18 protein-coding genes and 1 pseudogene are annotated in these 19,860 nt (G+C 71.0%); 12 read left to right on the top strand and 7 right to left on the bottom strand.

Annotated elements, in window-relative coordinates; genetic code table 11:
* Positions 1 to 6 precede the first annotated feature (6 nt).
* Entirely contained in the window at positions 7 to 615 is a 609-nt protein-coding gene (locus ABZ808_RS14515) for a TetR family transcriptional regulator (RefSeq protein ID WP_357005602.1), read from the bottom strand.
* A gap of 107 nt (positions 616 to 722) precedes the next feature.
* Here ABZ808_RS14515 and ABZ808_RS14520 point away from each other — a divergent pair, with 107 nt between their 5' ends.
* From ABZ808_RS14520 to rox, 3 genes are all read left to right on the top strand, one after another.
* Positions 723 to 1,190: a MarR family winged helix-turn-helix transcriptional regulator gene (locus ABZ808_RS14520; RefSeq protein WP_357005605.1), complete on the top strand. Its 468-nt coding sequence runs from the start codon at positions 723 to 725 to the stop codon at positions 1,188 to 1,190.
* On the top strand, positions 1,187 to 2,830 hold the full coding sequence (locus ABZ808_RS14525; protein WP_357005608.1) for an MDR family MFS transporter: 1,644 nt from the start codon (positions 1,187 to 1,189) through the stop codon (positions 2,828 to 2,830). The genes ABZ808_RS14520 and ABZ808_RS14525 overlap by 4 nt, the downstream gene beginning before the upstream one ends.
* Positions 2,831 to 3,702: 872 nt before the next feature.
* A complete protein-coding gene (gene rox / locus ABZ808_RS14530; protein ID WP_357005611.1) occupies positions 3,703 to 5,130 on the top strand; it encodes a rifampin monooxygenase in 1,428 nt (475 codons plus the stop codon).
* A 124-nt stretch (positions 5,131 to 5,254) separates the two neighbouring features.
* Here rox and ABZ808_RS14535 read toward each other — a convergent pair whose 3' ends face one another.
* Entirely contained in the window at positions 5,255 to 5,824 is a 570-nt protein-coding gene (locus ABZ808_RS14535; RefSeq protein ID WP_357005615.1) for a hypothetical protein, read from the bottom strand.
* Positions 5,825 to 6,293: 469 nt separating this feature from the next.
* Between ABZ808_RS14535 and ABZ808_RS14540 the strand changes: the two genes are divergently transcribed.
* Positions 6,294 to 7,640, top strand: a complete 1,347-nt coding sequence (locus ABZ808_RS14540; RefSeq protein ID WP_357005619.1) for an endo-1,4-beta-xylanase — start codon at positions 6,294 to 6,296, stop codon at positions 7,638 to 7,640.
* 241 nt (positions 7,641 to 7,881) lie between these two features.
* Here the strand turns inward: ABZ808_RS14540 and ABZ808_RS14545 are convergent, their stop codons facing one another.
* Entirely contained in the window at positions 7,882 to 8,214 is a 333-nt protein-coding gene (locus ABZ808_RS14545; RefSeq protein ID WP_357005622.1) for a putative quinol monooxygenase, read from the bottom strand.
* A gap of 197 nt (positions 8,215 to 8,411) precedes the next feature.
* Here ABZ808_RS14545 and ABZ808_RS14550 point away from each other — a divergent pair, with 197 nt between their 5' ends.
* Positions 8,412 to 9,530 carry a hypothetical protein gene (locus ABZ808_RS14550; protein WP_357005624.1) on the top strand — a complete coding sequence of 373 codons (1,119 nt, stop codon included), beginning with the start codon at positions 8,412 to 8,414 and terminating at the stop codon, positions 9,528 to 9,530.
* Between the two features lie 54 nt (positions 9,531 to 9,584).
* On the opposite strand, the gene ABZ808_RS14555 is transcribed toward ABZ808_RS14550, so the two are convergent.
* Both ABZ808_RS14555 and ABZ808_RS14560 read right to left on the bottom strand, forming a co-directional pair.
* Complete coding sequence (locus ABZ808_RS14555; protein ID WP_357005627.1) at positions 9,585 to 10,412, bottom strand: PIG-L family deacetylase; 828 nt, start codon at positions 10,410 to 10,412, stop codon at positions 9,585 to 9,587.
* Between the two features lie 106 nt (positions 10,413 to 10,518).
* Positions 10,519 to 10,614: pseudogene (locus ABZ808_RS14560) on the bottom strand (peptide chain release factor-like protein); the annotation flags it as partial.
* A gap of 183 nt (positions 10,615 to 10,797) precedes the next feature.
* On the opposite strand from ABZ808_RS14560, the gene ABZ808_RS14565 reads away from it, so the two are divergent.
* A complete protein-coding gene (locus ABZ808_RS14565; RefSeq protein WP_357005630.1) occupies positions 10,798 to 11,370 on the top strand; it encodes an adenylate kinase in 573 nt (190 codons plus the stop codon).
* Here the strand turns inward: ABZ808_RS14565 and ABZ808_RS14570 are convergent.
* Entirely contained in the window at positions 11,320 to 11,970 is a 651-nt protein-coding gene (locus ABZ808_RS14570) for a methyltransferase domain-containing protein (protein ID WP_357005633.1), read from the bottom strand. The two genes, ABZ808_RS14565 and ABZ808_RS14570, sit on opposite strands and share 51 nt — an antisense overlap.
* Positions 11,971 to 12,151: 181 nt before the next feature.
* Between ABZ808_RS14570 and ABZ808_RS14575 the strand changes: the two genes are divergently transcribed.
* Positions 12,152 to 12,907: an SDR family oxidoreductase gene (locus ABZ808_RS14575; protein ID WP_357005636.1), complete on the top strand. Its 756-nt coding sequence runs from the start codon at positions 12,152 to 12,154 to the stop codon at positions 12,905 to 12,907.
* Positions 12,908 to 12,915: 8 nt separating this feature from the next.
* Here ABZ808_RS14575 and ABZ808_RS14580 read toward each other — a convergent pair whose 3' ends face one another.
* A complete protein-coding gene (locus ABZ808_RS14580) occupies positions 12,916 to 15,123 on the bottom strand; it encodes a hypothetical protein (protein ID WP_357005639.1) in 2,208 nt (735 codons plus the stop codon).
* A gap of 233 nt (positions 15,124 to 15,356) precedes the next feature.
* On the opposite strand from ABZ808_RS14580, the gene ABZ808_RS14585 reads away from it, so the two are divergent.
* The 5 genes from ABZ808_RS14585 (at position 15,357) to ABZ808_RS14605 (ending at position 19,853) form a co-directional block, all read left to right on the top strand.
* Positions 15,357 to 16,574: an FUSC family protein gene (locus ABZ808_RS14585; protein ID WP_357005642.1), complete on the top strand. Its 1,218-nt coding sequence runs from the start codon at positions 15,357 to 15,359 to the stop codon at positions 16,572 to 16,574.
* A gap of 62 nt (positions 16,575 to 16,636) precedes the next feature.
* Positions 16,637 to 17,161: a hypothetical protein gene (locus ABZ808_RS14590; protein ID WP_357005645.1), complete on the top strand. Its 525-nt coding sequence runs from the start codon at positions 16,637 to 16,639 to the stop codon at positions 17,159 to 17,161.
* 74 nt (positions 17,162 to 17,235) lie between these two features.
* A complete protein-coding gene (locus ABZ808_RS14595; RefSeq protein WP_357005648.1) occupies positions 17,236 to 18,078 on the top strand; it encodes a DUF4097 family beta strand repeat-containing protein in 843 nt (280 codons plus the stop codon).
* A 33-nt stretch (positions 18,079 to 18,111) separates the two neighbouring features.
* A complete protein-coding gene (locus tag ABZ808_RS14600; RefSeq protein WP_357005651.1) occupies positions 18,112 to 19,068 on the top strand; it encodes an ATP-binding cassette domain-containing protein in 957 nt (318 codons plus the stop codon).
* Positions 19,065 to 19,853, top strand: a complete 789-nt coding sequence (locus tag ABZ808_RS14605; RefSeq protein ID WP_357005654.1) for an ABC transporter permease — start codon at positions 19,065 to 19,067, stop codon at positions 19,851 to 19,853. The genes ABZ808_RS14600 and ABZ808_RS14605 overlap by 4 nt, the downstream gene beginning before the upstream one ends.
* Positions 19,854 to 19,860 lie beyond the last annotated feature (7 nt).

Genomic DNA, 19,860 nt, shown 5'->3' on the forward strand with positions numbered 1-19,860 from the left:
GCGTGGTCAGTCGCCGTCGGTGCTCCGATGACCGCGGGGAGCGGCCTCGGCGAGCGCGGCCCGGATGGTCTCCAGCAGGTCGTCGTCCGGGTGGTCGATCCAGTGCTGGGTGGCGACGCGCAGGATCGCCAGGAAGGTCGCGGACAACAGGCGGGCGCGTAGTGCCACCGCAGGGCCGGTGAGCCGTGGTACGAGTTCCCCAGCCAGCTCGCGCTCGATCGCCGTGTACGCCGCGACCTGGTGTGCGGCCAGGCCGGGGTGCCCGCGCAGCTGCCGGCGTCGGGTCAGCCAGGAGAGGTCGTCACCGCCGAACGCCTCGGACGTGAAGTGCTCGGCCGCCCGGCTCAACGCCGTCCACGGCGGCTCGTCGACCGGCCGCTCGTGGACCAGTTCCAACAGCCGGCGCAGGCGCACGGTGTCGCCGTGGAAGAGCGCCTCTTCCTTGTTGGAGAAGTAGTTGGAGAACGTCCGCCGGGAGACGTTCGCCGCGTCGGCGATCGCCTCGACGGTCACGCCGTCGAGGCCATGGTCGGCGGCGAGGCGCAGCGCGGCCTCGTGCAGAGCGAGGCGGGTGGCCGCCTTCTTGCGCTCCCGTAGCCCGGTGATCTCGTGCATCGGCCCCAGCGTAGCGGGGTGATGCGCTTCTCAGTGAGCAAACTTGCCTAGTGGGCAAGATCGGTAGATGCTTGCGTGAGGCAACCAACTGGGTGTGAGGGGCAGGCGTGGACAGCACCGCTGGTGAACTCGGCCTCCGGCTGTACGACCTGGTGCGGACTGTCCGGCTGCTGAAGCAGCGCCGGGCGGATGAACGGCAGGCCGTCGCGCCGGGCCTGCTCGGCCTGCTCATGCAGATCGACCAGTCCTCCAGCGGCTGCCAAGCCCGTGAGCTGGCACGTCGTACCCGGCTCGACCCGTCCACCGTCAGTCGCTCGGTCGCGGCGCTCGTCGCGGACGGCCTGGTCGAGCGGCGGCCCGATCCGGCCGACAAGCGGGCGAGCCTCCTGGTGATCACCTCCGCCGGCCGGGCCGCCCTGGCCGAGAGCTTCGGCTGGTACGGCGGGGTGCTCGACCGGGCGCTGGCCGACTGGACTCCCGACGAGGTGAATGCCCTGAGCGGCGCCCTCGACCGGTTCGCCCGCGATATCGAGGTTGCCCTCGGAAACCACGACAACCTGGAGGCCGCGCCATGAGCGCACCCACCACCATGACCAGCGCTGAGCCGATGACCCATCGGCGGACGCTGGAAGCGCTCAGTGGCCTGCTGCTGGTGCTGTTCGTCGCGATGCTGAGCAGCACGGTCGTCTCCACCGCGCTCCCGAAGATCATCGGAGCGTTGAACGGCTCGCAGACCCAGTACACCTGGGTGGTCACCGCCACCCTGCTCACCGCGACCGCGACCACCCCGATCTGGGGCAAGCTGGCCGACCTGTTCAGCAAGAAGCTCCTCATCCAGGTCGCCATCGTGGTCTTCCTGGTGGGCTCGGTCATCGCCGGGTTCTCGCAGACTGCCGGCCAGTTGATCGCCGCCCGCGCGTTCCAGGGCATCGGGGTGGGTGGCCTGCAGGCCCTCGTCCAGGTGGCGATCGCCGCGATGATCCCGCCGCGCGAGCGGGGCCGCTACAACGGTTATCTCGGTGGCGTCATGGCCGTCGCGACGGTCGGCGGCCCGCTGCTCGGCGGCCTCATCGTCGACACGTCATGGCTCGGCTGGCGCTGGTGCTTCTTCGTCGGCGTCCCGGTCGCCGCCATCGCGCTGGTCCTGCTCCAGGCCACCCTCAACCTGCCGACCACGCGGCGCGAGAACGTCAAGATCGATTACCTGGGCGCCGGTCTGATCGCCGCCGGCGTCAGCGTGCTGCTGATCTGGATCTCCTTCGTCGACGGCTCGTTCGCCTGGGTCTCCTGGCAGACCGCGGCCATGGTGGGCGGGGCGATCATCCTGCTCGCCCTGGCGGTCTGGGTCGAGTCGCGGGCCGCCGAGCCGGTCGTACCACTCGACATCGTGCGCCAGCACACCACCGCGCTGGCCATTCTCGGCAGCCTCGCGGTCGGCATGGCCATGTTCGGCGGTGCCGTCTTCCTCGGCCAGTACTTCCAGATCGGCCGTGGCTACAGCCCGACCGAGGCCGGCCTGCTCACCATCCCGATGATGGCCGGGGTGCTCCTGTCCTCGATCGTCGCCGGACGGCTGATCACCACGAGCGGAAAGATCAAGCCGTACATCGTCGCCGGCTCGATCATCCTCGTCGCCGGGTTCGCACTGCTCGGCACGATCGACCACGAGACGTCGCTCGTCGTGGTCGGCGTCGCGATGTTCATCGTCGGCACCGGTGTCGGTATGACCATGCAGAACCTCGTCCTCGCTGTGCAGAACACGGTCTCGCTCAAGGACATCGGCGCGGCGAGTTCCAGCGTTGCGTTCTTCCGGTCGCTCGGCGGCACCATCGGCGTGTCGGTGCTCGGCGCCGTCCTCGCCCGCCGCGTCAGCGACCAGATCACCCACGACCTCACCGCCGCCGGTATCCCCGCCTCCGGCAGCTCCGACGGCAGCAGCAACCTCAACATCACCGCCCTGCCCGACGGGGTGCAGGACATCGTCCGGGCCGCGTACGGCGACGCCACCGGGCACATCTTCCTCATCTCCGCCGCCATCGCGGTCGTCGGCGTCATCGCCGCGCTCCTGCTCCGGCCGGTCACCCTGCGGACCAGCCTGGACCTACCGGACACCGCCACGACGACGGCCGTGGCCGCCGACGCGATCGACGGTGCTCCCGCGTTCGACCAGACCTCAGTGGACGATGCGCCGAAGGAGACGACTCACCGGCGCTGACGCCGGACCCGCATGACCCGGGGCCGCCACCGTCTTCCAACGGTGGTGGCCCCAGTGCTGTCCGACGACCGCCCAACTGGGTGCCCGAAACGGGTCGGCATCGCCTGACGGGGTGCCTGACCGGGTTGGCGGCGTCCGATCGCGTCTAACCGGGTCGTCCACCGCCCAACCACGGTGCCTGGCTGGCCGTCCTGACTGCCGGCTGTCCCACCTGGACCTGGCGGGCTGTGTCTGAGCGGCCATCCTCCCAACATTCGGTCATTGCCTCCCGCCTGTCAGGACAGCAGCAATGATCGACTCGATATCGCCGATACGGGGGTGTCCTGATAGCGGGATACCCCGACATCGCCGATCTCGTGTTGATCTCGGCCCGACGGGGCCCCACTGCCCGCCGGAGCCCCCCGGCGCGGTGCCGCGTCAGTTGCCGCGCGGGCACCGTGCCGCCTTTGGCACCGTGCCGCCTTTGGCGCCGTGCCGCAGCCGGCGCCGCGTCAGCGGTGTCGCTGCTCGGGTCCGGCACCCTTCGGCCATGCCACTGCTTGGGTCCGTCACCCTTCGGTGGTGCCACTGCGTGGGTCCGCCGGCCCGGCGGTGTCAGCGCGTGGGCCTGTCGGCCGCCGACGATGCTGACGCCGTAGCGATGGGAAGGGCGGGAGGCGGCCGGGGGCGCGTGGCCAAATCCGGACGCAGAAGGCAAGAGGCGCACTCCCTGCCACTCTCAACATATACCGCACCGGGGGTCTTGCCGCAAGACCCGGGTCGTGCCGCAGAATCTCCCAGCCGAGGCCAGAGCCTGCGCAAACGAGAGGTCCGCGGGTGCGGATCGCGCTGCACCGCTGGCGTGGCGACATCCGTGGCGAATGGGGGCTTTCATGATTGACGTGATCATTGCCGGCGGGGGACCGACCGGCCTGATGCTGGCGAGCGAGTTGCGGCTGCACGGCGTGCACACGCTCGTGCTGGAGAGGGACACGGAACCGACCAGGTACGTCCGCGCGCTCGGCCTGCACGCGCGCAGCATCGAGGTGTTGGACCAGCGCGGACTGCTGGGGCGGTTCCTCGCGCTCGGCCAGCAGTACCCGGTCGGTGGTTTCTTCGCCGCCATCACCAAGCCGTCGCCGGGCGGGCTGGACACCGCCCACCCGTACGTCCTCGGCATCCCACAGCCCACCACCGGTCGCCTGTTGGCCGAGCACGCGATCGAACTCGGCGTCGAGGTGCGGCGCGGCTGCGAGCTGGTCGGGCTGGACCAGGACGAGCGTGGGGTGACCGTAGAGCTGGCCGACGGCGCGCGGTTGCGCTCGCGCTACCTGGTCGGCTGCGACGGGGGCCGCAGCACGGTACGCAAGCTGCTCGGTGTCGGCTTTCCCGGTGAACCCAGCAGGGTCGAGACACTGCTCGGTGAGATGGAGGTGGGGGTGCCGCCGGAGACGGTTGCCGCCGTGGTGGCCGAAGTCCGCAAGACCCAGCTCCGGTTCGGTGTCGGGCCCTTCGGCGAAGGGGTGTACCGCGTTGTCGTACCGGCTGAGGGGTTGGCTGTGGACCGTTCGGCCCCGCCGACCCTGGATGAGGTGAAGCGGCAGCTGCGGGCGGTCGCCGGCACCGATTTTGGCGTGCACTCGCCGCGCTGGCTGTCCCGCTTCGGCGACGGTACCCGGCTGGCCGAGCGGTACCGGACGGGCCGGGTGCTGCTGGCCGGCGACGCGGCGCACATCCACCCGCCGACCGGCGGGCAGGGCCTGAACCTCGGCATCCAGGACGCGTTCAACCTCGGCTGGAAACTGGCCGCCGAGATCAACGGCTGGGCGCCGGAGGGGCTGCTGGACAGCTACCACGCCGAACGGCACCCGGTCGCCGCCGACGTCCTGGACAACACCCGCGCGCAGATGGAGTTGCTGTCGACCGAGCCGGGTGCTCGGGCGGTGCGTCGACTGCTGTCGGAGCTGATGGACTTCGAGGACGTGAACCGGTACCTGATCGAGAAGGTCACCGCGATCGGGGTCCGCTACGACTTCGGCGCGGGGCATGACCTGCTCGGCCGGCACCTGCGGGATGTACGACTGAAGAGGGGGCGGCTCTACGAGCTGATGCACGGCGGCCGGGGGCTGTTGCTGGACCAGACCGGCCGGCTCTCGGTTGCGGGGTGGGCGGATCGGGTCGACCACGTCGTCGAGGTCAGCGACGAGTTGGACGCGCCCGCCGTGCTGCTGCGGCCGGACGGCCACGTGGCATGGGTGGGTGATGATCAGCAGGAGCTGCTGGACCAGACGCGCCGCTGGTTCGGGGCGGCCGTCGACTGACGCCGCGGCCGCCGCCGAAGGGCCCGCCCGCGCGACCGCCGTCGCGAGGCCCGCACGCGCGACCGCTCTCGATAGCCCGCACGCGCGACCGCCCCGACCAGCCGCGGCACTGCGGGACGTGATGTCAGCGCGCCGCGAGGCCGTATTCGCGGTCGGTGAACAGGTCCACGTCCCGCGGCCCCAGCTTGGCGACCTGTCGGGCGTGCAGGGCGAGCTGCCGGCGTGCCTCGCCAAGGCGGCGGCTGGCGATCGTCATCTCGTCGGACGGCTCGAACGGTTCCGTGCCGCTGCACTGCATGGCGGCGGCCATCACCCCGTTGTACGCGGTCATGAGCCCGTTGGTCAGGGCGATGCCGTCCTGGTCGCCGTGGGTCCAGATCTGCGACCAGGCCGTCTCCACAGTGGTCATGTCCCGGGCCAGCCAGTCGTGCAGCACCATCGGCCCCAGCGGCTTGTGCCCCGCGAACAACTCGTTGCCCGCCTCCGGCAGGCTGGAGCGCCAGTACCTGGTCTGCCGCAGCGCCTCGGCCTTGTGGGCGAGGCGCAGCGCGCCGGACAGGATCAGGATGTAGGCCCGCTGGAGGTCAGCCCGCTCCCGGCGCCGTCGCCTCAGCCGGCTCTGCAGTAGGACCACGAACAGCGATGCGAAGGCGGTGATCGCGGAGCCGAGCAGAGCAGCCAGGGTTGAGTTCACGCCGACATGATGCCTGCCAACCTTTGGCGCCGATTCGGGGGCTCTCCCGATCAGTCGGCAGGGTCGGACGCTCGACGCGTGCTCGGGTCCGCCACGGGCCGTCCCAACGGCGGGAGCGGGGTCGGGCGGTCCGGGTGAAGGCCGTAGCGGGTGAACGGTCGCCGGCCAGCGGCTACCAGCGACTTGACGTACGGCATGTTATCGCTCACAGTCGATGTCGAGGACAGCAGCATCTGTGGCTCACCGGGCGAGCCCGCTGACCGAACCTCGTGATCGGACGTCCCCCCAGGGCATGCGGACGTCGCATCAGGACCCTGTCATCAGCCGCCGGCGACGCGCGGCGGACGCCGCGCGCCCGTCGGGCGCCTCCGGATGACCGGCTCGGACGTCACGGCGGCCCACCCCCGGAACCGACGGCGGAAGCAACCTCGGGCGCCACCACCGCTGCAACCACCGAGAAGGAATCGACATGAGACTCAAGAGAGCCCTGCGGGCGACGGTGACCCTCGCCGGCGCCGGCGTACTCACCGCGGCCATGATGGTGTCCCTGGCCCCGACCGCCAGCGCCGGGACGACCCTGCGCGCGTCGGCGGCCGAGAAGGGCCGTTACTTCGGCGCCGCGGTCGCGACGGGCAAGCTTTCCACCAGCACGTACGTCAACGTCCTCAACCGCGAGTTCAACAGCGTCGTCGCCGAGAACGAGATGAAGTGGGACGCCACCGAGCCCCAGCAGGGGCGGTTCAGTTACACCGGCGGCGATCGTCTGGTCAGCCACGCGCAGGCCAACGGCATGAGCGTGCGCGGCCATGCGCTGCTGTGGCACGCTCAGCAGCCGAGCTGGGCGCAGGGCATGTCCGGCAGCGCACTACGGAACGCCGCGATCAACCACGTCACCCAGGTAGCCACCCACTTCCGGGGCAAGATCTACGCCTGGGACGTGGTGAACGAGGCGTTCGCCGACGGTGGCAGCGGCGGCCGGCGGGACTCGAACCTGCAGCGCACCGGCAACGACTGGATCGAGGCGGCGTTCCGGGCCGCGCGGGCGGCCGACCCGGGCGCGAAGCTCTGCTACAACGACTACAACACCGACGGGATCAACGCGAAGTCGACCGGCATCTACAACATGGTGCGGGACTTCAAGTCCCGTGGTGTGCCGATCGACTGCGTCGGTTTCCAGTCCCACCTGGGCACCACGCTGGCCGGGGACTACCAGGCCAACCTGCAACGCTTCGCCGACCTCGGCGTCGACGTGCAGATCACCGAGCTGGACGTCATGACCGGCGGCAACCAGGCCAACATCTACGGCGCGGTCACCCGCGCCTGCCTGGCCGTCTCGCGCTGCACCGGCATCACCGTGTGGGGAGTGCGGGACTGCGACTCGTGGCGCGGGTCCGACAACGCGCTGCTGTTCGACTGCAACGGCAACAAGAAGTCCGCGTTCGACGCCGTGCTCAACGCCCTCAACAGCGGCACGCCCATCCCGACGACCCCTCCGCCGAACCCGACGACTCCTCCGCCCGGTCAGGTCGGCTGTTCGGCGTCGGTGTCGGTGAACTCGTGGACCGGCGGGTTCGTGGCGACGGTGAAGGTGACGGCTGGCTCGGCCGGCACGCGCGGGTGGAATGTCAATCTGACGCTGCCGAGTGGCGCGAGTGTGACGAACACGTGGTCGGCCACGGCCAGTGGCAGCTCCGGGTCGGTGCGGTTCACGAACGTGAGCTACAACGGTCAGCTCGCTCCCGGTCAGGTGACCGAGTTCGGTTTCCAGGGCAACGGCAGCGCGACGGGCCTGACCCCCATCTGCGCCGCCAGCTGACCACCTGAGCGAACTGCACCAAGGGAGACTGCCGGCACGCTGAACCGGCGCCCGTCGTGGGCGTCGGTTCGGCGTACCCCCGTCGCGGCGGCGGGCGGCACTGAACCACGGTGGCCCGGCCCGGGGACGAACCCGGGCCGGGCCACGCGGCAGCGGCCGCGTGCGGGCCCCGTCGCGTCGGACGGGAACCCGCGTACCCATCGGCTTCGTTAGCGCTAACACCCCCGAGACCTACGGGCGGTCAGCGGCCCTCGGGAACGGCCATCTCCCCGAGCAGCGACCAGTCCTGCTGCGGCACGGTGGTGTTGACGATGCGCGGCGTCTCGGCCAGGTGCGGCGGCAGGTCCTTCTGCGCCGCACGGAAGTGGGCCGACTGCACGTGCGCGCCGCCGGCCTCGTCGTCACGGAACGCCTCGACCAGGACGTACTCGGTCGGGTCGTCGAGGCTGCGGGACCAGTCGAACCACAGGCAGCCGGGCTCGGCGCGGGTCGCCTCGGTGAACGAGGCGGCGATCTGGGGCCACTGGTCGGCGTGCTCCGGCAGCACCCGGAACTTGGCGGTAATGAAGATCATGGCACCAGGCTACGCAGCGCACGGCACGTTGGCAGTGGCTCGGCGCACCCTGACCTGATCACGACCGGGACATTTTTCGATGACGGATCGTGCCGCCCGGTTGATAGGCGGAGCCGCCCACGTTTAGTTGTGCTGGGCGCACATGCGCCCGGAACGGGGGCCGTGCGGTGCAATCTCCAACAGGGAAAGAAGATCCGGTGCGATCCCGGCCGGAGCGGGGGCGACCGGCAGCCGCGGTCGGCGCGGTGATCGTCGTGTTGGTGGCGGCCGGTGTGGTGGCGTGGGGAGTCGCCACGCGGCGGGATGAGCCCGCGTCCACCGCCGGTGCGGTGGTCGAGCAGGTGCTCACCACGTTGCCACTGCAGCTACAACCCCCAGCGACGGCGGTGGACCTGCCGACCGACCGGGGCGTTGGGACGGGGGCACTGATCTATCACCCCAAGACCGACCCGGGGGACCTCGATCCGACCGGCAAGAACTTCGAGCAGCACGACATCTACCTGGTGACCGTGTCGGGTGAGCAGTTCCGCATCGGGCGTACGCCCCCGAACGTCGGACCGCTGAACCTGTCGCTGTCGCCCGACGGGCGCTGGCTGGCCACCAAGCGGGACGGTCGCTGGCGGGTACGGGACCTCTCGGGGACAACCGAGCACGAGGTCATGATCGGGTACGAGCTGAGCGTGTGGTCCACGGACGCCCGGTCGGTGCTCCTGGTCAAGCCGGACGAGGACAGCCGGGACTACGCGGCCATGGCCCTACCGGACGGCGAGGTGCGACCGCTCGGTGTGCGAACCTCCGGCGTCGCCTGGGAGGTGGCCTTCATCGACGGCAGAGAGCTTGCGGTCTACGAATGGCAGATGCTGGGTGGCACGTCCGCGTCGTCGGAGCTGACCATCAAGCTCACGGATGTCGTCACCCTCGTGACCCGAACGCTGACGTTGGGCGGGCAGACGCCGTCGGGCAGGGTGCCGGATGTGCCAGTCTTCGGGTGGCACGCCGGTGGGAGCCCAACGGCCATCTGGGCGCAGGTCAACCTCTCCGATCCACGCTCCACCGGCACCTCGACCGGCCTGCAACAGGCGCTGCTGGGCGTCGACGTGACGACCGGTGCGGCCACCACCAGGATCGAGATGACGACTATCGCTGGGCAGACCGCGGAGTGGTTTCTGGGCGTGGTGGCCGAGGGCGTCGTCCTGCAACGCACGACGACAACCAATACCGAGTTGGTCGTCGTCGACCCGCACAACGGCACCCGACGTGTCGTGACGACGTTTCCGGGGCTCGTGGATCCGCTGGTCCCCGGTGCGCAAGCCTGACCGCGGCCATGACGCCGGCAAAGAGCGCCGACCGGCCGGCAAAGAGCGGCGACGTCAGCGTAGGCCGGCGAAGAGGTCGTCCTCGGGCACCGGCGCGTTCGTGGTGTCCCGCACGCGGACGAACGTCTCGACGCCCATCAGTTCGGTGAACTTCTCCCGGCCCAGTTGCAGGAAGAAGATGTTCTCGGTCTGACTGGCGTGCGCCGCCAACGCGTCGAACTTCTGGTCGCCGTACGCCTTCGTGTCCACCCAGGTGGTGATCTCGTCGTCGGGCAGGCCGAGGGCCGGCTCGGGCGACGACGGGTCCGGGTCGGCCCACTCGATGCCCAGCTCCTTCATGATCCGGCCGAAGTCCTCGAACGCGCTGCGGGGCACCGTGGTCCAGTACACCTTCGCGGGAACGTCGGTCTGCGCGACGGCCGCCATCGTGATGCGGTGGGCCTGGATGTGGTCCGGGTGGCCGTAGAAGCCGTTCTCGTCGTAGGTGACGATGACGTCCGGCCGGTACCGGCGGATCAGCTCGGCCAGCCGGTCCGCCGCCTTCGCCACCGGCGTGGACCAGAACGAGCCGGGCTGGTCGTTGGTCGGCCAGCCCATCATCCCCGAGTCGCCATAGCCGAGGGTCTCCAGATGGGTGACCTTCAACGCCGCGCAGCTCGCCTCCAACTCGGCCTGGCGCATCGCCACGACGGCTGCCGGGTCGTGACCCGGGTCGCCGGGCTTCACCCCGCCGGGCCCGTCACCGCACCGCCCGTCGGTGCAGGTCACGAGGACCGTCGAGATTCCCTCGGCCGCGTAGCGGGCCAGGACGCCGCCGGTGCTCGTCGCCTCGTCGTCGGGGTGGGCGTGCACCGCCATCAGGGTCAGGGATCGCTCAGCCATGCCACCACCCTACGGCGGTCGACGTCGGAGAACGGAACATCGGTCACCGTTCGGTGCGGACCGGGTCGCCCCGCACCAAATCGTCGTGGATGCGCCACAGGCCACGCCGGGCGGCTTCACCCTCTAGGCGGCGCAGCAACCGGGCCAGCGCCCAGGCGCACTCCTGCGGGCCACGCCCGCTGGACAGCAGCAGAGTCCCCAGGGGAGTGGTGCTCAGACAACGACGCTCACTTCTCGCTGAGAACGCAAGGGACGGACGGCAGTACGGCACCGGTCGGCCTCATGCGGCCCGGTGCGTCAGGTGGTGTCCGTCAGTACGTCATGGGGTGCACTCTCGCCGAACCCGTCGTGGGCGGCAACCGACTTTCGCGCGTACGCTGCCGCGATGAGCGCACCACGGCGCATCCTGGTCTACGGGGTGTACGGCGCCGGCAAGACCACACTGTCGCAGCAGTTGGCCGCACGCCTCGGGTTGCCGTGGTATCCGGTGGACGACCAGCTCTGGCTGCCGGGCTGGGTCGAGGTGCCGGTCGCGCAGCAGCGCAGCCGGATCGAGGAGATCTGCCGCCGGGACACGTGGATCATCGACGGGGCGTACCACGGCTGGCGGGACGTACCCCTGGCCCGTGCCGACCTGGTGGTGGGCCTGGACTACCCGCGGTGGTGCTCGTTCTGGCGATTGCTGCGTCGCACCCTGCGCCGGCTCGTGACGCGCGAGGAGATCTGCAACGGCAATCGGGAATCGCTGGGCAGCGTGCTGTCCCGGGACTCGATCCTGCTCTGGCATGTCGGCGCGTTCGGCCGGGCGCGGCGGCGGATGCGGGCCTGGCAGAGCGATCCGACCGCACCACCGGTGCTGCTGTTCCAGAGCCCGGCGGCCCTGGACGCCTGGCTGGCTGGCCTGCCCTCAGCGCCGGCCCGGCTCCGGTCTGATCGCCCGGCCGAGGACGCAAGGTGAGGACGGGCTGGAACTGGTGGCCGGGAACCGGAAGCGGCGCAGCTCCTCGATGACGAATCCGCCGGCCGTGATGGCGGCGGTGGTGTCGCGGCCGGTGTGGCAGCCGCCGCACAGTTTCGGCCACACCGTCGCGTCGACCAGCCGCTGGATCCGGCGCAGACGACCGGGGTCCTCGGCGGCGACGTGTTCGAAGAAGCGCAGCTGACCGCCGGGGCGCAGCACGCGGTGGATCTCGGCGAGCGCGTTGCCCTGATCGGGCACGGTGCACAGCACCAACGCGGCCACGGCCGCGTCGAACTCGCCGTCCCCGGCGGGCAACGCCTCGGCCAGGCCGTCGACGACCGTGACCGGCACCGGCGCGGTCGCCGCCGCCCGCACGGCGGCGGCCCGCAGCCGTCGTTCCGGCTCGACCGCGACCACCTCGGTCACGGCCGGCGGGTAGTGGCCGAACATGCGGCCGTTGCCGGCGCCGACCTCGATCACCCGGCCGGACAGGCCGGCGACCACGTCGCGGCGGAACTCGTCGAGGCCGGCGCGGTCCATGGCCACGCTGAGCCGCTCGTAGACCCGGGCGAACACCGGGTGGGACACCGCGGCCACGTCGACCTCCAGATGCGGATGGGGTTCCTGCTGCCAGTTGTCCGCAGGTTAGCCAGGCGCGACGGGCGGCGGCAATCACGACGCCTGATGTCCCCGCCTCGGGATCCACGGGTACGTAGGCTGGAAACGACCCGTTACGTGCCGTCTTGACCGATAGCGGAAGACAGGAAGTGGTTCGATCATGAAGATCGTCGTCATCGGTGGCAGTGGCCTCATCGGCTCCAAGCTCGTCCGAATTCTCGGTGAGCAGGGCCACGAGGCGGTGGCGGCGTCACCGAAGACCGGGGTGAACACGCTGACCGGCGAGGGGGTGGCCGACGTGCTCGCCGGTGCGGAAGTCGTCGTCGACACCTCGAACTCTCCGTCGTTCGAGGACGCGGCCGTGCTGGAGTTCTTCGAGACGTCCACCCGGACCCTGCTCGCCGCCGCGACAGCCGCCGGAGTGCGGCACTACGTGGCGCTCTCGATCGTGGGCAGCGACCGGCTTCCGAACAGCGGGTACATGCGAGCGAAGGTCGCCCAGGAGCGGCTCATCGCCGGGTCTGGAGTGCCGTACTCGCTGGTGCACGCCACGCAGTTCTTCGAGTTCGTCCAGGGCATCGTCGACGCCGCGACGGACGGCGACACCGTACGCCTGGCGCCGGTGCTGATCCAGCCGATGGCGGCCGACGACGTCGCGGCCGAGGTGGCGGCGGTCGTGGTCGGCGCGCCGACGAGCGGCATCGTCGAGATCGCCGGCCCGGAGCAGTTCCGCCTCGACGAACTGGGTCGGTCCGTGCTCACTGTCCGAAAGGACCCCCGCTCGGTGGTGACCGACCCCGGTGCGCGGTACTTCGGCACCACCTTGGACGAGCGCTCGCTCGTTCCCGCCGATGGCGCCCGCATCGCCGGCACGCGCCTTGACGCTTGGCGCGCCCGGACCTCGAATGCCGCTTGATCCATTCGTCACGGCGGCGGCCCGCCGAGGCGGCGCGCCAACTCCCGCACCGCGTCGGTGAACCCCTCGTCGGATTCGCAGGGCCAGTGTCCCTGAATGGGCGGGGGGACGCTGTCGCCCGGCGGGGTCACCACGTCGATGGGGTCCCGCTGTCGGCGATCAACGGTGGCCGCCGGGTCGCTGTCGTGCTCTGCTGATCGGTGGTCGGGGAAGATCCGACCACCGATCGCGTCGGTGTCGCGCCACAGGTTGACCCACCGCCAGCCGACCCGGCCGCCGATCTCGCGCAGCACCTCGTCGTCGACGTACGCGGGGAACAGCCGCGCGTAGAGCCGCCGCAGCGGTGACCCGTGCGTGAGCAGCGCGACCCGGGCGCCGATCCGTGGTGGCAACTGGAGCACTGTCGCGGCGAGCAGGACCGAGCCGTGGCTGTGCCCGGTGAGCAGCACCCGGTCGCCGCGTTCGACCAGGTAGGTGATTCGTCGGGTCAACTCCGGCACGGCGCGTTCGGCGTAGCAGGGCGGCGCGAACGGGTGGGCGGCTCGGGGCCAGAACGTGCCGAGGTCCCAGATGACGCCGACGTGCCGCCGAAACGGAAGGGTCCGGTACGCGAAGATCCCGCCGAGGAGCAGCGCGAGGATGATCGCCGCGATCGCCCAACTGCCGAACGCGATGGCGAAGGTGATCACGTCGGCGGGCACCCCCGAGGTCTGCTCGACGGCGTCGCCGGGAGTCAGCCCCAGCAGGCCGATGGTGGTGGTGGTCGAGCCGATGCCGGCGAGGCAGGCGAAGACGACGGCCAACAGCATCAGCTTCTCGGTGAACCGAGCCTTGGCTATCGCGTCGCGTACCTGTCGCAGCCGTGGCCGCGCCTCTTCCGGCGGGTCCGGGTAGTCGCGTGCGACGATCGCCGCCGCAGCGCGGTATCGGCCGGGGCGGGAGAACACGACGATGAGACCGGCGGCGACGGCTGTGACCAGCACGGTGCGGAAAAACCCGAAGATCGCCCAGGTGTACGCCGCGGGCGGGCCGGCGGCGATGCCCTCCCCGGTCGGCACGTCGCGGTCCAGGAAGTCCGCCACCCGGTAGACCAGCTCGGCGGAGTACGCCACCGCCGCGCTGGTCGCGGTGGCCATGATGGCCACCGCTCCCAGCCCGAACAGCGGACTGCCGCCGCGCTGACGGTCCCGGTGCCAGAGCAGGACCACGCCCAGAGTGGCCAGCAGTGTCGTCTCGGTGATGCACACCCCGGCCAGCATCGCGTCGTAGCCGGGCAGGTGGTGCCCCTCCTGCCACGAGTCGGGGCTGGTCAGCACGTGGGCCACGACCAGGAGGGTCAGGATGACGCTGGTCGTCCGCAGTGTGCGGGTGATCGTGTCGAGCCGTGGGTTCGTCGGGGCTCGGTCGATCAGCGGGGGAGTGCACAGCAGGACCACACAGGCGGTCAGGACCGTGCCGGTAACGACCATCAGCGCGAGCGTGGCGGCTGAGGCGCCGTTCGTGACGCGGGCGGCGAGCAGGACGAGGCTCACCGTCGCGAACGCCGCCGCGACGTGCACGGAGCGGAGTCGCCCCACCAGCGGTTCGGCGTCCCACTTGCCGACCGCGCTGAGCCGATGCCCGCCCAGCTCCTCGTCGGGTGCCCGGAACGCCTCGAACGACCTTCCGGGCCGGTTGCTGAGCCGCCAGACCAGGGCGATCGCGGCGGCCGGGAGCAGCGCGAGCGCGGCCAGCCGCACCCCGGTCCGCTGCCCGCTCAGCCAGGACAGCCAGCTCCGCCCGGCCAGGCAGCGGGGTGACGTCAGGCATTTCCAGGCGATCAGGTCCAGGGCGACGCCCGCGACGGCCAGCACGTACAGCACGGTGAGCGTCAGTGCCAGCACCCGGCACAGGGACTTGACCACCGCCTCCGACTCCGGGTTCGCGGGGCGCATCCAGATCGCCACGTTGGCCAGCATGAACGGCAGCAGGAACACCAGCCCGAGGGTCCGGGCCACGGTCCCGGTGGGCAGGTCACCCCAGCGGTACGCCTCCAGCGTCACGCCTCGTACGGCGTCGGGTGCCGGCCCTGATGGACGAATCCGGAAGAAGCCCCCGCTGCGGTCACCGGCGACCTGCGCTGTCTGCCGCAGGCCCAGCAACTGGTCGGCGCTCGCGCCGGAGACGCCGTGCACCCGCAGTTCGACGATGTCGCCGGCGGTGTCGGGCGCGCTCAACCGTGCTGATCCATCCGTCATCGCCCCCCGAGGCTCCCGGCAGCCCAGCCAGCGATCCTGCCGGGGACGGCCCCGCCACCGGTGTGGCAGACCCGCGTCTACCCCGCTCGGGCGGACCCAATCGTGTCGACGCCGCCCCGCCGCGCGGATTCCAGCGCGTTCCCGCCGGAGGTCGTCGCGCCCGTCACGCGGCTGCGCAGGGTTGAGCCGGACAGTCCCGGGTAGCCGCCGTCATGGTGGCTGCCGGTCGGCGCGGTAGGGGCGGGGGTGCTGCCGCCCGCGCCGACGACACCGCGCACACCGGCCCGTCGGCGACCGTCGTCCGGCTCCGGAACCGAGCGGTGGCGACGCTGGGCGACCGTCTGCGTCGGGTACACGCCATCGGTGTTCTGGCCCTGCAGGCCGGGCTCGCCGCGGCGCTGGCCTGGCTGCTGGCGCACGAGGTCCTGCACGTCGCCCAGCCGGTGTTCGCGCCGATCTCGGCCGTCTCGACCCTCGCCGCGTCGGTCGGCCAACGCCTGCGCCGCACCGTGGAGCTGATCATCGGTGTCACTGTGGGGGTGTCGGTCGGTGATCTGCTTCTGGCCGTGATCGGCACCGGGTGGTGGCAACTCGCGCTGATCGTCGCGCTGGCGATCCTCGTCGTGTTGTTCCTCACCGCCAGCGCGGCGGTGGTGCTCCAGGCCGGCGCGACGGCGGTGCTCATCGCCACGCTCAGTCCCTCCGTGGGCCATCTGGAGATCCCCCGCTTCGTGGGCGCGCTCGTCGGGGGAGGGGTGGCGCTCCTGGTCACCGCCGTGCTGCTGCCCCTGAACCCGCTACGGGTGCTCAACCGGGCCGCCCGGCCGGCGTTGGACCTGCTCAGCACGCAACTCGACGCCACCGCGGGCGCATTGGCCGAGGGCGACGCCGGGCCTGCCCGGACTGCCCTGACGGAGCTGCGGCAGAACAAGGACGAGCTGCGGGCGTTCATCGAGGCGACCCAGGGCGCCCGGGAGGCCAGCACCCTGTCGCCGGTCCACTGGCGCGAGCGGCACGGGCCGGTGGCCCGGTACGCGCAGGCGGCCGAGCCGATCGACCGGGCGATGCGCAACACCGGAACGCTGATCCGCCGGGCGGTGAGCCTGATCGAGGACGGTGAGCCCGTACCGAAACCGATGCCGGAGGCGGTCGCCGACCTGGCTGAGGCGGTCCGGCTGCTCCAGCGGCAGTTCGCCGTCGGTCACGAACCCCGGCAGGCGCGGGAGCAGGCGCTGCGGGCGGTCGGCCGGGCCGGCCACGCCTATCGGGAGGGGGTCGGTTTCTCCGGTGCCGTGGTGGTGGCGCAGGTCCGGACGACCGTCAGCGATCTGCTGGTGGCCACCGGGCTGACCCAGGACGTCGCGAACCGGCTGGTCAGACGCGCGTTCGGGGAGTTGGGCCGCTCCGCCGACACCAACCCGGATGGATGATCTGGCATCACGGTGAGCCGCAGGTGTTGCATCCTGAGCCAAAGTGGTGCCATGATGGCGTCATGGATTTGAGGCCGTACGTCGAGAACCTGCGCAACGAGTTCGCCGTCGCCGCCGAGGGGGTCGACCCGGACGGCCGGGTGCTGGCCGAGCGGCTCTTCACCCAGTTGGAGGCGGCGACCCACCTCGCGTTGCTTGAGGCGCTGTCCGACGCGGCCGACGAGATCACCCGCGAACTCGCCCCGGGGTCGGTGCACGTCCGACTGCGCGGGCGTGAACCCGACTTCGTGGTGACACCGGCCAACCCGCCGACGGGTGGCGCGGCCGAGCAGACCGAGCCGCCCGCGCTGCCGGCGCCGGTGCTGCCGCCGGACGGCGACGACGGTGGCACCTCGCGGATCAACCTCCGCCTCCCCGACCACCTGAAGACCAGCGTCGAAGAGGCCGCCGGCCGTGCCGGGCTGTCGGTCAACGCCTGGCTGGTGCGGGCGGTCGCCGGTGCCGTCGGGGCAGGCGACGCGGACCGTCGCCCCGCCCGCCGACCGGAGCCGCGCTCCGGTCAGCACTTCACCGGCTGGGCGCGCTGACCCGCCCCGTCCTCTTTCCTTCCCACCCCACTCACCAGCGGCAACGCCCGCTGGCGTCCTTTCGGGAGACCGCCATGCCTGTTTTCGCCACACCAGAACCCATTTCCGTCCGGGTCGAACTGCCCGTCGGGGACGCGTGGATCTCCGCGTCCGACCGCACCGACACGGTGGTGCAGGTGCGGCCCCGCGACCCGTCGAGCAAGGCCGACGTGAGCGTCGCGAATCAGACCACCGTCGAGTACGCCGCCGGTCAGCTGACGATCAGGGTGCCGAAGAGTTGGCGCCGCTACGGCTTCGGCCCCGGCCCGTCGGTCGACGTCCTGATCGAGGTGCCGACCGGTTCGCGGGTGCACGCCGAGGCGTCGTGGGCGGCCCTGCGCTGTGAGGGTCGGCTCGGCGAGTGCCACGTCAAGACCGGCGGCGCGATCCGACTCGACGAGACCGGGCCGCTGGACGTCGACACCAGCCACGGTGAGGTCACCGTGACGCGCGTCGCCGGCCCCGCCCGGGTGAAGGCCTCCTCCGGCAAGGTGCGCCTCGGCGAGGTCGACGGCACCGCCGAGATCAAGAACTCCTCCGGCGACTGCTGGATCGGCCGGAGCGGCGGGGACGTCCGAATCAACACCGCCCACGGCGACATCACCGTCGACGAGTCGACGGCCTCGGTGACGGCGCGCACCGCGTACGGCAACGTTCGGCTGGGCGAGGTCGTCCGAGGGTCGGTGGAGCTACAGACCTCGTTCGGGGCCATCGAGGTCGGCGTCCGGCGCGGGACCGCCGCCTGGCTCGATGTCGGCTCCCGCCACGGTCGGGTCCACAACGCGCTGTCCACCACCGACGGGCCTGCGGAGACCGACGACACCGTCGAGATCCGGGCGAACACGTCCTACGGCGACATCATGATCCGCCGCGCCTGACCGCCGACGACTCCGCCAACGAATCGAGGAGACATGACCCTCCCCACCCGGCACGCGATCGTCGCGACCGGCCTGCGCAAGTCCTACGGCGACAAGGTGGTGCTCGACGGCATCGACCTAAAGATCCCCGAAGGCACCATCTTCGCGTTGCTCGGTCCCAACGGGGCCGGCAAGACCACCACCGTGCAGATCCTGTCCACCCTGATCAGCGCCGACGGGGGTCAGGCCCGCATCGGGGGGCACGACCTGACCCGGGAGCCGGACGCGGTCCGCGCGTTGATCGGCGTCACCGGTCAGTTCTCCGCCGTCGACAACCTGCTGACCGGGCGGGAGAATCTGCGCCTCATGGCCGACCTGTGCCACCTGGACCGGGCAACCGGCCGGCGGCGCATCGCTGACCTGCTCGACCAGTTCGACCTGGTCGAGGCGGCGGACAAGCCGGTGGCGACGTACTCGGGGGGCATGCGCCGACGGCTCGACCTGGCGATGACCCTGGTCGGTGACCCCCGTGTCATCTTCCTCGACGAGCCGACGACCGGCCTCGACCCGCGTAGCCGTCGCGCCATGTGGCAGATCATCCGCGACCTCGTCGCCGGTGGCGTCACCATCCTGCTCACCACGCAGTACCTGGAGGAGGCCGACCAACTCGCCGACCGCGTCGCGTTCCTCGACCACGGCCGGTTGATCGCCGAGGGCACCCCGCACGCGCTCAAACGGCTCATCCCCGGTGGGCACGTCGTGCTGCAGTTCGCCGACCAGGACGGGCTCGACTCGGCGGCCCGTACGTTCGCGGAGGCGACCCGGGACGACGCGGCGCTCACCCTGCACGTTCCGAGCGACGGCGGCGTCGGGTCGTTGCGCTCCCTGCTCGACCAGCTCGACCGTGCGTCGATCAGCGTGGCCGGCCTCGCCGTGCACACCCCCGATCTCGACGACGTCTTCCTCACCCTCACCGGCAGGACCGACCAGGAAGGGGCCATGGCGCGATGAGCACCCTCACCCTCGCCGTCCGCGACTCCAGCACGATGCTGCGGCGCAGCGTGCTCCACATGCGGCGCTACCCGTCGCTGACGCTCATGCTCGTCGGCATCCCCGTCATCCTTCTGCTGCTCTTCGTCTACGTCTTCGGCGGCACCCTCGGCGCCGGCCTCGGGCCCTCGGGTGGCCGCGCCGAGTACGCCAACTACGTCACACCGGGCATCCTGCTCATCACGGTGGCGAGTGCGGCGCAGGGCACCGCCATCTCGGTCGCCATGGACATGACCGAGGGCATCATCGCCCGGTTCCGCACCATGGCGATCTTCCGGCCGTCGGTCCTCACCGCCCACGTCCTGGGCAGCCTGATCCAGACGTTGCTCGGCCTCGCGGCGGTCATCGGTGTGGCGCTGCTCGTCGGGTTCCGGCCCACCGCCACCGCGATCGAGTGGGTCGCCGTGATCGGCGTCCTCGCCATGATCACAATCGCGGTCACCTGGCTGTCGGTCGCCCTCGGCCTGGTCACCAGGAGCGTCGAGACGGCCAGCAACCTGCCGATGCCGCTGGTGCTGCTGCCCTTCCTCGGCAGCGGCTTCGTCCCCACCGACTCGATGCCGACCCCGGTGCGGTGGTTTGCCGACCATCAGCCCTTCACCCCCGTCATGGAGACCCTCCGCGGCCTGTTCTTCGGCACCGGTATCGGCAGCAACGCGATCGAGGCGGTCGCCTGGTGCGTGACAGCCACCGTGCTGTGCTTCTTCTGGGCCCGGGCGCTGTACAACCGCAATCCGAGCGCGTGACCCGACC

Origin of the sequence: Micromonospora sp. NPDC047527 (assembly GCF_040643015.1) — a bacterium.
Taxonomy (GTDB): Bacteria; Actinomycetota; Actinomycetes; order Mycobacteriales; family Micromonosporaceae; genus Micromonospora.